We start from the raw sequence: 15,269 nt of genomic DNA on the forward strand, positions 1-15,269 counted from the left end.
GGGGTGCGGACGCGGGCGCGGCCCCGGATGCCGGGCGCCAGTGAGCGGAGCGAGGGGTCAGGCGGACACCTCCGGAAGGGCGGCCCGAGCGTGCGCCACCAGCGCGCGGGTCGCGGGGCCCGGGTGCCCGTCCGTCCGCCAGGCCAGGGCCAGCCGCCCGCGCAGTGACGCCCCCGCGACCCGGAGGACGCGCAGCTCCGGCTGGTAGGAGCGGGCCAGCAGCTCGGGCAGGACGGTGACCCCCAGACCACGGCAGGCCAACCGGGCCAGCGCGTTCGGATCGGCGGCCTGGAACGCGATCCGCGGCCGGAACCCCGCCGCCGCGCAGGCCTCCTCCACCGTGGCGCGCAGCCCGGTGCCGTGCGGCAGGCTCATCAGCGGCCGGTTGGCCAGCTCGGCGAGCCGGACAGCGGCCCGGCCGGCCAGCGGATCGTCCGGACCGACACCCACGACGAGCGCCTCGTCGACCACCACCTGGTGGGCCAGGCCGGCCGGCGGTGCGGCGAGCGGGGCGACGATCGCCAGGTCGAGCGTGCCGACCGCCAGCGCCTGGAGCAGGCGTTCGGAGGTGTCCTCGGTGAGGCCGATCTCCACGGCCGGGTGGTCCAGGTGGAAGCCGGCCAGTAGTCCGGCCAGGTCGATGGACGGGCCGAACGAGGTCACCATGCCGACCGTGATCCGTCCGCGCACCAGCCCCGCGAACTCGTCGACCACCTGCCGCGCGGCGTCCACCGCGGCCAGCGCGGCCCGCGCGTACGGCAGGACGGCGGCGCCGACCTCGGTGGGCCGCACCGCGCGGCCCGACCGGTCCAGCAGCTCCTGCCCCAACTCCCGTTCCAACAGCCGGATCTGCGCGCTCACCCCGGGCTGGGCGACATGCAGTCGGGCCGCGGCCCGGGTGAAGTTCGCCTCTTCGGCGACGGTGACGAAGTAGCGCAGCTGACGCAGTTCCATAACCAGCCATTCTAGAAGCGCGCCGATCCATCCAACGAGCGCATAGTCGCGCCGTCCGTCTTTATGCACCTAGTTGCACAATCCCATGCGCTGGTCTAGAAAGTTCTCGACGAGTCCGTGTGAGGAGGCCCTGGATGAGCGCGTACCCCCACCTGCTGAGCCCGTTGGACCTGGGCTTCGCCACGCTGCCCAACCGGGTGGTGATGGGCTCGATGCACGTCGGACTGGAGGAGGCCCCGGGCGGCTTCGAGCGACTGGCCGAGTTCTACGCCACTCGCGCCCGGGGCGGCGTCGGCCTGATGGTGACCGGCGGGATCTCGCCCAACGAGCAGGGCCGCCCGTGGGCCGGCGGCGCCAAGCTGACCACCGAGGCCGAGGCCGAGCAGCACCGCGTGGTGACCACCGCCGTGCACCGCGAGGGCAGCCGGATCGCCCTCCAGCTGCTGCACTTCGGCCGCTACGCGCACCACCGGGACCTGGTCGCGCCGAGCCCGCTGCAGGCACCGATCAGCCCGTTCACCCCGCGCGCGCTGGCCGACGAGGAGGTGGAACAGACCATCGAGGACTTCGTCCGGGCCGCCCGGCTGGCCCGCGCGGCCGGCTACGACGGCGTCGAGATCATGGGCTCCGAGGGCTACCTGATCAACGAGTTCATCGCCGCCGCCACCAACCACCGCGAGGACCGCTGGGGCGGCGAGTACCGCGACCGGATCCGGTTCCCGGTCGAGATCGTCCGCCGGGTGCGCGCCGCGCTCGGCCCGGAGTTCATCCTGATCTACCGGCTCTCCATGCTGGACCTGGTGCCCGGCGGCTCCTCGCTCGCCGAAGTGGTTACCCTGGCCCGGGAGATCGAGGCGGCCGGCGCCACCGTCATCAACACCGGGATCGGCTGGCACGAAGCCCGGATCCCCACCATCGCCACCTCCGTGCCGCGCGGCGCCTTCACCTGGGTGACCAAGCAGCTGATGGGCGCGGTCGGGATCCCGCTGATCACCAGCAACCGGATCAACACCCCTGAACTGGCTGAGCAGTTGCTCGCCGACGGCTGCGCGGACCTGGTCTCGCTGGCCCGCCCGCTGCTGGCCGACCCGGAGTTCGTCGCCAAGGCCCGGCGCGGGAAGCCCGAGTCGATCAACACCTGCATCGGTTGCAACCAGGCCTGCCTGGACCACACCTTCAGCGGTCAGCTCACCTCCTGCCTGGTCAACCCGCGAGCCTGCCACGAGACCGAGTTGGTGCTCGCACCGACCAAGCGCCGCAAGCGAATCGGCGTGGTGGGCGCCGGCCCGGCCGGGCTCGCCTTCGCCACCGCGGCCGCCGAACGCGGGCACCGGGTCACGCTCTTCGACAGCGCCGAGCGGATCGGCGGGCAGCTCAACATCGCCCGCCGAGTGCCCGGCAAGGAGGAGTTCGACGAGACCATCCGCTACTACCGCAACCAACTCGACAACCTCGGCGTCGAGTTGGAGCTCGGCTCGACGGTCACCGCCGACCGGCTCGCCACGGCCGACTTCGACGAGATCGTGCTCGCCACCGGGGTCACCCCGCGCGTTCCCGAGCTGCCGGGCGTCGACCACCCGAGCGTGCTCGGCTACCTCGACGTACTGCGGGACGGCGCGCCGGTCGGCGAGCGGGTGGCGATCATCGGCGCGGGCGGCATCGGGTTCGACGTCGCGGAGTTCCTCACCGACCAGACCGACCAGACCGGCCGGCCGGCCACCGCGGCCGACCGTGACCCACAGGCCTTCTACCGCCAGTGGGGCATCGACCCCGAGTACCGCGCGCCCGGCGGCCTGCGCCGGCCCGAGCGGGCCGCCCCGCCGCGCGCCGTCCACCTGCTGCAGCGCAAGCCCGGCAAGGTCGGTGCCGGTCTCGGCCGGACCACCGGCTGGATCCACCGCACGGAGCTCAAACACCGCGGGGTCACCATGATCGCCGGCGCCACCTACCACCACGTGGACGACGAGGGCCTGCACCTCACCGTCGACGGCGAGCGTCGCACCCTCGCGGTGGACACCGTCGTGCTCTGCACCGGCCAGGAGCCCCGGCGCGACCTGTACCAGGAGCTGCGCGCCCGGGGCCTCGATGCGCACCTGATCGGCGGCGCGGACGAGGCCGCCGAACTCGACGCCAAGCGGGCGATCCGCCAGGGCACCGAGCTGGCCGCCACCATCTGACCGGCCCGTCCCACCCAAGGCAGGCCCTAGGCTTCCCCCAAGCACCCGCACGCGGGACGGGCCGGCGGTCCGCTCCGCGCGCCCGCCGCCCGCACCGCACCGGAGGCTTGGCCGACCATGTCGCTACCGCACGCGATCCTCACCGCGCTGCTCGAAAAGCCGTCCTCCGGGCTGGAGTTGACCCGTCGGTTCGACAAGTCCATCGGGTTCTTCTGGTCCGCCACGCACCAGCAGATCTACCGCGAACTGGGCAAGCTGGAACAGGCCGGGCTGATCCGCGCGCTCCCACAGACCACCCCCACCCGGGGGCAGCGCAAGGAGTACGAGGTGCTGCCGGCCGGCCGGGCCGAGCTGGCCACCTGGGTGGCCGAGCCCGCCGAGCCGAAGGCGATCCGCGACGCCCTGCTGGTCCGGCTGCGGGCGGCGGCGGTGGTCGGCACGGACGGCCTGGTCGACGAGCTGCGCCGGCACCTCGCCCTGCACCGAACGCGACTGGCCGAGTACGCGGAGATCGAGCGGCGCGACTTCCCGGCCGAGCGGTCGGCCGAGGAGAACCGGCTGCACCACCTGGTGCTGCGCGGCGGAATCCGGCTGGAGACCTTCTGGATCGACTGGCTCACCGAGGTGCTCGCCGAACTGGACGCCTGACTCCCGACGGCTGACGCCGGTCGCCCGAAGGGTCTATAGTTGCCAACGTTTGCAGGAGGCACCTCGTTCGGTGAGGCCTCTTCACGGACACAGGCCACTGACCCGACGACGTCGAGAGACGCCCAGGTTCAGGACAGATCTTCCCGAATTAAGGGTTGATCCCAAGTGGCTTCCCACCTTCGGGAGGGATCACGCCGTGGAGTGCCAAAGCTCTGACGAGTTGGGGTGAACCAGCAGTTTCGTGCTGGTCCGTTCCTTGCCGCGTACGAGGCGAGAACCGCCCCGACCGGAAGGAGGCGAGCGTCATGGACAACGGTCCGAGTAGTGGAAGCAGTCCGAGTAGTCCGGGCGCACCGGCCCTTCTCCGGTTCGGTGACCGCCCGTATCCGCCCGCCTCCGGCCCGCGCTGACCCGCTCCCGGCTTGCCCGCCCCGTTCCCGGGGCCGCCACACCGGGTTTCCGCGTGCCGTCCAACGGCCTTGCCCGCCTTGGAGGTTCCGCCATGACCATGGTCGCCCTGCCGCACGTCCTCGGCCGCCCGGAGACCGCCCGCCGGCACTCCGGCGGACGCCTGCTCCGCGCGATCCGCGGCTACCGGCGCCCCGCCGCCGCACCAGCCGCCCGGACCGCCCCGGTCGTCCCCGTTCTCCCCACGGCACCCGCCGTGCGCGGGTCGCTGCGGCTCACCCTGCACGACGGCACGCCGCGCCGCTACCTGCTGGACGCCCGCGACTTCGCCGCCACCACCTCGCCCGACGTCGCCTACGACGCCCGGGTGCACACCGCCTACCTGCTGGCCATGCAGGGACACCGCGCGCCCTGGCTGGCCCAGCACCTGGACCTGCCGTCGACCGCGGCCCACGCCATCGTCGAGCGGGCGGCCCGGTCCGGCACCGGACGGCCGGCTCCGGACGCCTGACGCCCGGCCACCCGGCGTCCGCGACAACCCCGCGTTCACGTCACGTCAGGGTTCCGTCAAGGGCGCGGACACCGAGCCGGACCGGACTATGCTGGCTTGGGTTTGGTCCACCAACTGCGGGATCGATCGATCTCAAAAACCTTCCGACTCAGCCGAGTTGGAGCACACCACGCGGGGCGACCGGCCGTTTCGAGCCGGCCCACGCCCTGCTGCGGCCGAGACGGGCAGACCGTCGCGAACACCGGGAGGAGGCGAGCGCCCATGGATCCCAGTACCCATAGTCCGGGCCGCCCGCGGCCCGGACTCCGAGCGGCCCGGTCCGCCCGCGACACGCGCTGACGAGGTCCGTCACGCGCCACCGCGTCGGGGCCGCCGGGGCCGTGCGCAGCGCGCCCTCACACCCGTCACCCGCACGTGCCGTGCCGCATTCGGCCCGCACGCCATCCGTCCGGAGGTCACCCGGTCATGTCCGTCTTCACCGCGTTCCACCACCCGATCGCCCGCCCGGCCAGCGCACCGCAGCGCCGCCCGCTGCGCGACGTGCTCGCCCGGGTCATCGGGCGGCTGGCCGACAGCCCGCTGGACAGCCCGGTCATCCAGGCCATCGCCGCCCAGGCACCCACGCCGAGCGGGGCGACGGTCCGGCGCGCCGGCGCGCCGCGCGCGCACTGGCGGACCGTGCCCGGCCCGGGCGGCTCGCCGCGACTGGAAGCCGCCTGGCGGCCCGAGAACTGACGTCACGTCAGTTGAGTGAAAGCCGCCCGCACGCGACGAAGGAGCAATGATGCCTCTGTGCTACCCCCGGATCGCCCGGATCCACCACGACTGCTCGGTGGCCCTGCCCGCAACCGGACCGGCCGCGCCCAGCCCGGCGCCGCGCCCCGTCAGCACTCCCGCCGAGCCCGGCCCGAGCCGCCTGCAACCGCTGGCCGCACTGGTCATCGACGACGGCCAGCGCACCGCCGTGCTGGAGGGCCGCCGGCTGGATCTCACCTACATGGAGTTCGAGCTGCTCACCCACCTGGCGGCCCATCCGCTCCAGGTCCTGACCCGGCGCCAACTCATGTCGAGCGTCTGGGGGCAGGGCGTTCCGACCGACACCCGCACGGTGAACACACACGTCGCGCGGCTGCGCCGGAAGCTCGGGCCGGCCTACCGCTCGGTGATCACGACGGTCCGCCAGATCGGCTACAAGTTCGACCCGGACGCCGTGACCACCGCGGCCGGCTGAGCACGCGGGCGGCGCACTCCGGTCACCCGGCGCGAGCTGTCGAACACCAGGGGTGGTCCTTCCCGGGCGGGCCGCCCCGGCGGCACCATGGAGAAGGTAAGGAGGCGGCCATGCGTGCACTCCCCCACCCCCGGTCCCGCGAAGGCACCGTCGTCCTCGGCGTGCTCACCCTGCTGGCCATGGAGATCGTGGCGCTCGGGCTGACCCCGGTGCCGGCGCGGCCCGCCGTCGGCGGGGTGCTGCTCGCGGTCGCCGCACTCGGCCTGGCCCTCGGCGCGATCGCCCTGGTCGTCCACGCGCACCGGCACCGGCAGACCGGAGCGATCCCGGCGCCCGCGCCGGCCGAGCCGGACGACGAGCCGTTCGCACCCGAGGCGCTGGACGGGTTCCCACTGGAGGCCGTCCGCCGGTTCCTGCCGGACCCGGCGACGCCCGTCCCGGAGAGCCTGCACACCGCCTGGGTGCTCGCCACCCACGGTCACGACGCCGACTGGCTCGCGCACCACCTCGACCTGCCGGCCGGGGTCAGTGGCGTGCTGGTGGCGGCCGCCCGGCAGCACCAGGGACTGGAGGTCGCCGTCAACCCCGCACCGCGGGAGGCCTGTTGAGGCCCGGCGCCCGGCCCGGCGGAGTCCTGGGTGGCCCGTCCAACACCGTGAACCGCAGCCCCGCCGCGGTCAACCGGTCGATCAGCGCGCTACCCATCGCCACCGCGGTGGTCACCTGGCCGGCGGTCGGCGGCAGTTCGTCGAAGGCCAGGCAGAGCGCCGACTCCGCGAGCATCTTGGCCGTCTCGGTGTAGCCCGGGTCGCCGCCGGAGACCTCGGTGAACACCCGCCGTCCACCGCTCTCCCCGACGAACCGCACGGTGAACCAGGACCGCGCCCGCCGCGCCGCCGCAGGGCCGTCACCCGGCTTTCGCAGGCCCTCCAACGTCCTTCGGAGTGCGGGGAGTTGGGCGGCACCGACGAACAGCCCGAGTCCCGCGGTGCCGAGCAGCGCGACCGGCAGCCGCTTGACCGCCGCGTAGTGGCGGTAACCGAAGTCGGGCCCGTAGCCGGACAGCGCCGCCGCCGATCGGCCGACCACCTGCGGATCAATGGTGGGCAGCGGCCAGGCCCAGGCGCGGGCCTCGGCGGACCAGCCCGGCCGGTCCGCCGAGGTGCGGATCCGCCGACCGGCCGGCCGGGGGTCGGCGGCCCGTCGGGCCCGGGCGATCCGCGCGGCGGCCCGCGGGCGGGAGACGGCGGTCAGCGCGGAGGCGAAGGTGCCGCCCGAGAAGGTGCCACCGGCCCGCACGAAGCCGCGCACCCGGACCGGCACGTCGGCGGGCAGCAGGCCGACGGTGAAGAGCACCCCCAGATCGTGCGGGATCGAGTCGAACCCGCAGGAGTGCACCAGCCGAGCGCCGGTCTCCACCGCGCGCTGGTGGTGCAGCAGGTACATCCGGTCCACGAACTCGGGCTCGCCGGTCAGGTCGAGGTAGTCGGTGCCGGCCTCGGCGCAGGCGGCCACCAGCGGTTCGCCGTAACGCAGGTAGGGGCCGACGGTGGAGGCCACCACCCGGGCCGAGGCCGCGACCTCCCGCGGCGCGGCCCGGTCCGTCGCGTCGGCGCGGAGCAACGGGAGGTCGGCGCAGCGCGGTTCGATCGCCGTCAGCCGTTCGCGCAGCGCCGTCAGCTTGGCCGGGTCACGGCCCGCGAGCGCCCAGCGGCACTCGGCCGGCGCGTTGCGGGCCAGGTACTCGGCGGTCAGCCCGCCGGTGAAGCCACTCGCGCCGAAGAGCACGAGGTCGTACGGGCGCTCGGCAGGCATGGTGGTCCCTACAGGCCGGTAGTCGGAGGCGGCCCCACGCTAGAGAGCGGGCGGACGCGGTGTCAACGTCCGGAGCCACCCGATCCGATCGTCAGACCACCCCCACGGCCGCTACCGTCTGCCGTGGGAAGAACGCGACGACGGAGCGGGTGGGGCATGGAGTTTCTGCGACCGGAGGACCCTCGGCAACTCGGCGGGTACCGGCTGCTCCGCCGGCTCGGCGCCGGTGGCATGGGCCAGGTCTACCTGGGACGCACGCCCGGCGGCCGGACCGTCGCCGTGAAGACGGTGCACCGCGAGTACGCCACCGACCAGGAGTTCCGTGCCCGCTTTCGGCAGGAGGTCGCGGCGGCTCGCCGGGTCGGCGGGCGGTGGACCGCTCCGGTGCTGGACGCCGACACCGAGAGCGACCATCCGTGGGTCGCCACCGGCTACGTCGCCGGCCCCTCACTGGGCAGCGCCGTACGGGAGTTCGGGCCACTGCCGACGGCGGCGGCCCGTTCGCTCGGCATCGGGCTGGCCGAGGCCCTCGGTGCGGTGCACCGGCTCGGGCTGGTGCACCGGGACGTCAAGCCGTCCAACGTGCTGCTGGCGCTGGACGGGCCACGGCTGATCGACTTCGGCATCACCCGGGCGCTGGACGCGGCGACCGCGCTCACCCGCTCGGGCTTCGTGGTCGGCTCGCCCGGCTACCTCTCCCCCGAGCAGGCCCAGGGGCTGGCCGCCGGCCCGCCCAGCGACGTCTTCTCGCTCGGCGCCGTGCTCGCGTTCGCGGCGAGCGGCACCCCGCCGTTCGGGGAGGGGGTGAGCGCGCCGGTGCTGCTCTACCGGGTGCTGCACGAGGCCCCGGAGCTCGGCGAACTCGACGAGGAGCTGCGGGTGTTGGTGCTGGCCTGCCTGGCCAAGCAGCCGGCCGACCGGCCGACCCCGGACGAGCTGCGCGCCCTGCTCGCCGCCGGCGGGCAGGCGCTGCCGGCCCCGGGCGCCGAGGACTGGCTGCCACCGGCCGTCGCGGCGTCGGTGGCACGGCTCGCGGTGGAGCTGCTGGACCTCGACGGGGCGGGCGAGGACGTGCCCACGGCCGCGCCGGCGACGGAGGCCGGCGGGCCCTCGACCGGAACGGGCGCAACCGGTGGCACGGGCGGCGCCGGTGCGCCGACCGGCCGGTTCGGCCCGCCGCCGACGGCCTGGACGCCCGCCGAGCCGACGAGCCACCCAGGACCGGTCCCTCCGGCCGCGCCCGCTCCCCTCCCCGCCTGGACCGCGCCGGCTCCCGCCGCCCCTCCCACCGCTCCGGCCCGGCCCCGGCGCGGCTGGGCACTGGCGGCGGTCGCGGCCGCCCTGGCCGCCGTGGTGGCGGGCACCGCCGTCTGGCTCTCCAACGGCAACGGCGGCACCCACTCCGGCCCGATCGCGGCGGCGTTCCTCGGCAGCTGGCGCGGCACCCTGACCAGCTCGGCCTTCCCGACCCCCGTCGGCTTCCAGATCACCATCGTCCAGGGGCGACCCGGCTCCGCGGTCGGTGCCATCCGCAACAGCGCCGGAGGTAGCTACTGCGACAGCAGCGCGCTCCTGACCACCGCCGGGTCCGGCCGGTTGGTCCTGACCACCGCCCAGGGCAGCGCGAGCAACGGCTGCACCCCCGACTCCGACCCGCAGGTCTACACCGTCAACAGCAACGGCAGCCTCCACCTGACGGTCAGCGGCTACTCCGGCGACCTCACCAGGGAGGGCTGACCACCCCGCAGCGCGAAGGACGCCCGCTGCCACCACCTGGTGCCGTCGTGCGCCATGAGGTCGACCGACGAGATGTGCGCCGTGATGGGGAGCACGCCGGCGAGGGCGGCCTCCACCTCGTCCAGGGTGTCGGCCCGCTGGCCCTGGGCGATCGTCAGGTGCGGCACGAGGTCGGTGAACCGACCGCCGAACGGCGGGACTTCGGGCCATCGATCGGCGATCGCCCGAGTGAGCCGGCGAAGTTCCCGGTCGGGCTCGGGAACGAGGTACAGGATCCCGGGAAACCTGCCGCAGGTCTCGAACCGCAGGTCGAAGGGTCGGTGGGCCCCCAGCGTGTCAGCGATGGCGGCCCGGACCCGGGCGTCCATCCGGGCTTCCCGGAGGAACGGGAAGAGCACGGTCACGTGCGCCGGCACACCGGCCCGGGCTGAGGGATCCAGCCGTTCGCGCCATGCGCGGACGGCTGGCTCGGCCTCCGGGATCCTGACGATGAGCCCGGTCTGCCCGGCCTGGGGCGTAAGGGAGTTGTCGTCCGTCATGGAACGGCATCGTCCCATTCGGCGACCTCCTCCCGGGCGGCGCGGCCCTCTGACCGCGGTGCCGGCGGGTGGGCGGCAGGACGTGCGGGTGCCGGTGCGGTGATCCTTGCCGCCGGTGACGGGTGCCCGGCTACCTGCCGGAGCGGCTCCGCCCGCTGGCCGGGCCGTTGCCGTTGCCGTTGCCGTCGGGGAGGAACGACGCCGGCGCCGCCGCCAGGGCGATCAGGCCCAGCGTCACCCAGAACGCCGCGTGGAAGCCCGCCACCGCGTCACCCCGGTCGGTGCAGCGCTGGAGCACCACCGCCACCGCCGCGGTACCGGCCGCGCCGCCCACCTGCTGGCCGATGGCGTTGGCCGTGGTCGCCGCCGGGACCTGGGCCACGGGCAACGAGTGGTAGAGCGTCTTCATGGTCGGCGCGACCGCGAAGGCCAGCCCGATGCCGCGGACGAAGAGCGCACCGAGCAGGAGTGCCCCGGACGGCGACAGGTGCGCCGATCCGGACCCGACCAGGGCGAACGGAACCGTGCCGAGCGCGACCAGCAGCAGCCCGGCCAACACCATCGTCCGCGCCCGCGCGGCGGCCACGTCGACCAGCCGGCCGACCAGCAGCACCGCGACCAGCGAGCCCAGCCCCTGCGGCGCCAGGACCAGCCCGGCGTCCAGGGCGCCGGCACCGCCCGCCTGCTGGCAGAAGAGCGGCACCAGGAAGGCCGCCGCGAAGAGCCCCGCGTTCGCGAGGAAGCCCAGCGCGGCCGAGGCGGTGAAGGCCCGGTCGCGGAACAGGCTCAGCTCCACGATCCCGGGCGCCGACGAACGGGCCGCCCGAGTCGCGTGACCGCCCAGGAGCGCGACGCCCAGCAGCAGCGCGGGCCCGACCTCGGGCGCCGTCACCGCGCGCCCCTCGCCCAGGCCGCTCAGACCGAAGAGCAGCGCGGTGATCCCACCGCTCACGCAGAGCAGCCCCAGGACGTCGAGCCGGCCGACGTCCGCGGCACGCGACCGCGGGATGAAGAGCGCGGAGAGCACCATCGCCGCCAGCAGGATCGGGACGTTGAGCAGGAACACCCACCGCCAGGACAGCCCCGCGAGGACGGCACCCCCGGCCACCGGGCCGACGATCGGCGCCACCGATACCGGGACGGCCATCAGGGCCGTCATCCGCCCCAACCGCTCCCGACCGGCCACCTCCATGACGATCACTCGGGAGAGCGGGAAGAGCCCGCCGGCCCCGATCCCCTGCACCACCCGGAAGAGCACCAGGCTCCCCAGCGACCAGGCCGACCCGCACAGCACCGACCCGACGAGGAAGACCCCGAGCGACCCCAGCCAGGCCGAGGTCGCGCCGAACCGCCGGGCCGCCCAGCCGGTGGCGGGGATGACCGCCGCCAGCGCCAGCAGGTAGCCGGTGGTCACCCACTGGGTGTCCGCGAGGTCGGCGGCGAAGGCGCCCGCGAGGGTGTGCACGGCCACCCCGACCACCGTGCTGTCCAGCAACGCGACGAACCCGCCGAGCACCAGGATCAGCGCGATGCGCACCGACGAGCGGTCAAGGCCGCGCGGGCCGTCGTCCGGGCCGCTCGACGTGGATATCCGTGCTCCGTTTCGGGATGACGTCAGCTCAGACACCAGTTCCCCCTCCCCTGCTCACTTACCTAGGAACTCTAGGTGTTCGCCTAATATACATAGTCAGCGGGCCTCGAGTGACGGCATTCACCGCGGCCGGCGGCCCGTGCGGGTCCAGGTCAGCAACTGCGCCGCCGTCCAGGTGGTGATCACCCGGGCGGGCGGGACACCGGCCGCCGAGGCACGGGCGCAGCCGAAGGGCTGCCAGGCGAGTTGGCCCGGCGCGTGCGCGTCGGTGTCCAACGCGAAGAGGCAGCCGGCCTGTTCGGCCAGGCGCAGCAGGCGTATCGGCGGATCGAGCCGCTCGGGGCGGCTGTTGATCTCCACTGCGGTCCGGTGTTCGGCACACGCGGCGAAGACCTCCGCCGCGTCGAAGACCGACTCCGGTCGCTCCTTGCCCGCGCCGCGCGGGTTGTCCGGGCGCGCCGCGACCAGCCGGCCGGTGCAGTGACCGAGCACGTCCACCAGGGGGTTGGCCACCGCCGCCAGCAGCCGCCGGGTCATCGCCGGTGCCGGCATCCGCAGTTGGGAGTGGACCGAGGCCACCACCACGTCCAGCTCGGCCAGCAGGTCGTCCTCCTGGTCGAGCGAGCCGTCGTCGAGGATGTCGCACTCGATGCCGGTGAGCAGTCGGAACGGCGCCAGCCGGTTGTTCAACTCGGCTACCAGGCCGAGCTGTTCACGCAGCCGCTCGGGGCTCAGGCCGCGTGCGACGGTCAGCCGTGGCGAGTGGTCGGTCAACACCGCCCAGTCGTGGCCGAGTTCACGCGCGGTCCGGGCCATCAGCTCGATCGGGCTGCCGCCGTCCGACCAGTCGGAGTGCAGGTGGCAGTCCCCGCGCAGCGCCGCGTACAACCGCTCGGCCGGCGCGTCCAGTTCCAGCACCGGGAGGGCCGCCCGCTCCTCCAGCTCGGCGAGGTAGTCGGGGGTCCGGCCGGCGAGGGCCTCGACGACCACGGTCGCGGTGACCGGGCCGAGACCGGGCAGCGCGGCCAGGCCGGCCGTGGTGCGCGGCAGCTCGGTGCGCGAGCGCAGCGCGTCGGCCGCCGTGCGGAAGGCCCGCACCCGGTACGTCGAGGCGTGCTCCCGCTCCAGCAGGAAGGCGATCCGCTCCAGCGCGGCGATCGGGTCCATCGGCTCATCCCCTCGGGACCGCCCCGGTCCGGCGCGGCGTCCCGGGACGCGTGCCCCTGGCCGGTTCGCCCGAATCGGGCCGTCCGGGTGAACGGCGTGAAGGCTCCCGCCGCGCACACGCTCCGGCGTGCGCGCGAGCGGTTCACGCCGTGCGATGGAGGCATGCCGGATCCGGACCCCACCCCGACCGTCGCCGAGCTGGAGGGCCGACGGCTGCGGCTGACCCATCTCGACCGCGTGCTGTATCCCGCCGCGGGCTTCACCAAGGCCGCCGCGCTGCGCTACTACACCCAGGTCGGCGCGACGATGCTGCCGCATCTGCGGGACCGGCCGGCCAGCTTCCTGCGGCTGCCGGAAGGCGTGGACGGCGAGCGGTTCTGGGCCAAACGGGTGCCGCCGGGCGCTCCGCGCTGGGTGGCCGGGCTGGAGGTGACGCACGGCGCCGAGACCATGCGGCAGACCGTGGTCGGCGACCTGCCCACACTGGTCTGGGCGGCCAACCTGGGCTGCCTGGAGATCCACGTGCCGCAGTGGCGCACCCGCCCGGAGACGCACGACCGGCTGATCATCGACCTCGACCCGGGCGAGGGCGCCGACGTGCTGGACTGCTGCGAGGTCGCGCTGCTGACCCGGGAGCTGCTGACCGCCGACGGGCTGACCGCGTGGCCGAAGACCACCGGCAGCAAGGGGTTGCACCTGACCGTGTCGCTGGTCGAGACCCCCGCCGAACGGGTGAACGACTACGCCCGGCAGCTGGCCCGCCGGCTCCGGACGGCCCGGCCGGAGCTGGTGGTGGACCGGATGGCCAAGCACCTGCGGCCGCGCCGGGTCTTCGTCGACTGGTCGCAGAACAGCAGCGCCAAGACCACGATCGCGGCGTACTCACTGCGGGCCCGGCCACAGCCGACCGTCTCCACGCCGCTGACCTGGGCCGAGGTCGAGTCCTGCGAGCGGGCCGAGCAGTTGGTCTTCACCGCGGACCAGGTGGCCGCCCGGGTCGCGGCCGGCGGCGACCCGCACCGCTCGCTCACCGAGCCCGCCGGGGCCTGCCGGCTGCCCGGGTGAACGGCCGCGGCTGGCTCGGCCGGCCCGCTCGGTTCGCCCGGTCCGTCCGGGGTAGGCGGCTGAACGGGGGGACGCGCCGCTCGCCCGCCGAGCCCACCGCCACGCTTGATCCGGAGGTCCGTGATGAGCATCCCCGTCCCGCTCGACCCCGACATCCGACCGCCGATGCCCGAGCCGCTGCCGGTGCCGCCGCCACCCGGCCCCGACCCGTTCCCCGGACCTGGTCCCGACCCGTTCCCCGGGCCGGACCCCGCGCCGGAACCGCAGCCGGAGCCGGACCCCGCGCCCGAACCGCAGCCGGACCCTGCCTCCGCCCGCTGACCCACGCGGCTCAGGACACCGCGTGCAGCCGCCGGGGCTTGCCGGCGGCAGCGCCCAGGGCCTGTCGCAGCTCGTCGCGGCTCATCGTGGAGCGGCCCGGGATCCCCTGCTCGGTCGCCAGCCGGTACAGCTCGGTCTTGCTCATCGCGGCCAGGTCGGGCGCCTTCGCCGCCCTCGTGCCCTTCGCCCCGGTCTGCTTCTCCGCCGCCGGTCCGGCCGCCTTCCGGCTCCGACCCCGGCCCTTGGCGCGCTCCCCCTGCTCCGCCGCGACCGCGCCGGCGCCGGCGCCCGCCTCCTCGAGGCTCCGCTCCAGCACCGCCATCAGGTCGACCACGTTCGTGCTCTCCGGCGCCGGCTGGGCCACCACGACCTCCTTGCCCTCCAGCTTCGCCTCCACCAGTTCGCGTACCTGCTCGGTGAAGGTGTCGTGGTACTCCTCCGGATCCCAGTCCGCGCTCAGCGCCTCGATCAGCTGCCGGGCCGCCGTCAGCTCCTTCTCGCGCACCTCGCCGTCCTCGGGCAGGTTGTCGACCTCCCGGTGCGGGTCGCGGACCTCGTCCGCGTAGTGCATGGTCTGCAGCACCAGCACGTCGCCCTCCACCCGGACCGCCGCCAGGTACTGCTTGCCCCGCATCACGAAGGTGGCCAGGCCGGCCCGGTTGGTCTCGCTCAGCGCCCGGTGCAACAGCCGGTACACCCGGGCGTACTCCTTGCCGCGCGGCCCGAGGTAGTAGGTCCGGTCGAAGTAGATCGGGTCGATCTCGGCGAGGTCGACGAAGCCGCTGATGTCGATCGCCCTGGAACGGCCGGGCGAGATCTGCTCCAGCTCCTCGGGCTCGACCACCACGTACTCGCCGTCGGCCAGTTCGAAGCCCTTGACGATGTCGGAGTAGCCGACCTCCTGGCCGGTGCGCTCGTTCACCCGCTGGTTGCGGACCCGGTCGGAGGTGCCGCGTTGCAGTTGCCGGAAGTGCACCGAGTGGTCCTCGGTGGCGGAGTAGAGCGCCACCGGGACGGTGACCAGTCCGAAGCTCAGCGTGCCGGTCCAGATCGGTCTGGCCATCGGCGCCACCTCCTCGACCTGCGCGGAACCACCGCCCGGTCG

Annotated in this window: 15 protein-coding genes and 1 riboswitch; of the genes, 9 read left to right on the top strand and 6 right to left on the bottom strand. The window is 74.3% G+C overall.

Translation table 11 applies throughout. From position 1 onward, the window contains the following. Positions 1-57 precede the first annotated feature (57 nt). The gene (locus ACZ38L_RS13655; RefSeq protein ID WP_465692398.1) at positions 58-954 is read right to left on the bottom strand and encodes a LysR family transcriptional regulator; all 897 of its coding nucleotides are present in this window, start codon (positions 952-954) and stop codon (positions 58-60) included. A gap of 134 nt (positions 955-1,088) precedes the next feature. Here ACZ38L_RS13655 and ACZ38L_RS13660 point away from each other — a divergent pair, with 134 nt between their 5' ends. The 6 genes from ACZ38L_RS13660 to ACZ38L_RS13685 all read left to right on the top strand — a co-directional run bounded on the left by ACZ38L_RS13660 (position 1,089) and on the right by ACZ38L_RS13685 (position 6,537). Then, positions 1,089-3,131, top strand: a complete 2,043-nt coding sequence (locus ACZ38L_RS13660) for an oxidoreductase (protein WP_465692400.1) — start codon at positions 1,089-1,091, stop codon at positions 3,129-3,131. A 117-nt stretch (positions 3,132-3,248) separates the two neighbouring features. Continuing rightward, complete coding sequence (locus ACZ38L_RS13665; protein WP_465692402.1) at positions 3,249-3,779, top strand: PadR family transcriptional regulator; 531 nt, start codon at positions 3,249-3,251, stop codon at positions 3,777-3,779. Positions 3,780-3,834: 55 nt separating this feature from the next. Then, positions 3,835-4,011, top strand: a riboswitch (M-box (ykoK) riboswitch). Between the two features lie 270 nt (positions 4,012-4,281). Then, on the top strand, positions 4,282-4,698 hold the full coding sequence (locus ACZ38L_RS13670) for a hypothetical protein (protein ID WP_465692404.1): 417 nt from the start codon (positions 4,282-4,284) through the stop codon (positions 4,696-4,698). Between the two features lie 465 nt (positions 4,699-5,163). Then, positions 5,164-5,433: a hypothetical protein gene (locus ACZ38L_RS13675; RefSeq protein WP_465692406.1), complete on the top strand. Its 270-nt coding sequence runs from the start codon at positions 5,164-5,166 to the stop codon at positions 5,431-5,433. A 46-nt stretch (positions 5,434-5,479) separates the two neighbouring features. Further along, the gene (locus ACZ38L_RS13680; protein ID WP_465692408.1) at positions 5,480-5,929 is read left to right on the top strand and encodes a winged helix-turn-helix domain-containing protein; all 450 of its coding nucleotides are present in this window, start codon (positions 5,480-5,482) and stop codon (positions 5,927-5,929) included. A gap of 110 nt (positions 5,930-6,039) precedes the next feature. Continuing rightward, positions 6,040-6,537, top strand: coding sequence for a hypothetical protein (locus ACZ38L_RS13685; protein WP_465692410.1), 498 nt, complete (start codon positions 6,040-6,042; stop codon positions 6,535-6,537). On the opposite strand, the gene ACZ38L_RS13690 is transcribed toward ACZ38L_RS13685, so the two are convergent. Then, entirely contained in the window at positions 6,509-7,744 is a 1,236-nt protein-coding gene (locus ACZ38L_RS13690; RefSeq protein WP_465692412.1) for a saccharopine dehydrogenase family protein, read from the bottom strand. The two genes, ACZ38L_RS13685 and ACZ38L_RS13690, sit on opposite strands and share 29 nt — an antisense overlap. Positions 7,745-7,900: 156 nt before the next feature. On the opposite strand from ACZ38L_RS13690, the gene ACZ38L_RS13695 reads away from it, so the two are divergent. Beyond that, positions 7,901-9,481, top strand: coding sequence for a serine/threonine-protein kinase (locus ACZ38L_RS13695; RefSeq protein ID WP_465692414.1), 1,581 nt, complete (start codon positions 7,901-7,903; stop codon positions 9,479-9,481). Here the strand turns inward: ACZ38L_RS13695 and ACZ38L_RS13700 are convergent. The 3 genes from ACZ38L_RS13700 to ACZ38L_RS13710 form a co-directional block, all read right to left on the bottom strand. Beyond that, positions 9,451-10,020, bottom strand: coding sequence for a 2'-5' RNA ligase family protein (locus ACZ38L_RS13700; protein ID WP_465692416.1), 570 nt, complete (start codon positions 10,018-10,020; stop codon positions 9,451-9,453). The two genes, ACZ38L_RS13695 and ACZ38L_RS13700, sit on opposite strands and share 31 nt — an antisense overlap. Positions 10,021-10,150: 130 nt before the next feature. Then, a complete protein-coding gene (locus ACZ38L_RS13705) occupies positions 10,151-11,557 on the bottom strand; it encodes a DHA2 family efflux MFS transporter permease subunit (protein WP_465692418.1) in 1,407 nt (468 codons plus the stop codon). A gap of 174 nt (positions 11,558-11,731) precedes the next feature. Continuing rightward, positions 11,732-12,778 (bottom strand): PHP domain-containing protein, encoded by a 1,047-nt coding sequence (locus ACZ38L_RS13710; protein WP_465692420.1) that lies wholly within the window; start codon positions 12,776-12,778, stop codon positions 11,732-11,734. A 162-nt stretch (positions 12,779-12,940) separates the two neighbouring features. Here ACZ38L_RS13710 and ligD point away from each other — a divergent pair, with 162 nt between their 5' ends. After that, positions 12,941-13,843: a non-homologous end-joining DNA ligase gene (ligD, locus tag ACZ38L_RS13715; RefSeq protein WP_465692422.1), complete on the top strand. Its 903-nt coding sequence runs from the start codon at positions 12,941-12,943 to the stop codon at positions 13,841-13,843. A gap of 123 nt (positions 13,844-13,966) precedes the next feature. After that, on the top strand, positions 13,967-14,164 hold the full coding sequence (locus ACZ38L_RS13720) for a hypothetical protein (protein WP_465692424.1): 198 nt from the start codon (positions 13,967-13,969) through the stop codon (positions 14,162-14,164). Between the two features lie 10 nt (positions 14,165-14,174). Here ACZ38L_RS13720 and ku read toward each other — a convergent pair whose 3' ends face one another. Further along, the gene (gene ku / locus ACZ38L_RS13725; RefSeq protein WP_465692426.1) at positions 14,175-15,227 is read right to left on the bottom strand and encodes a non-homologous end joining protein Ku; all 1,053 of its coding nucleotides are present in this window, start codon (positions 15,225-15,227) and stop codon (positions 14,175-14,177) included. Between the last annotated feature and the right edge of the window lie 42 nt (positions 15,228-15,269).

It is taken from the genome of Kitasatospora sp. NPDC024654 (assembly GCF_055559155.1).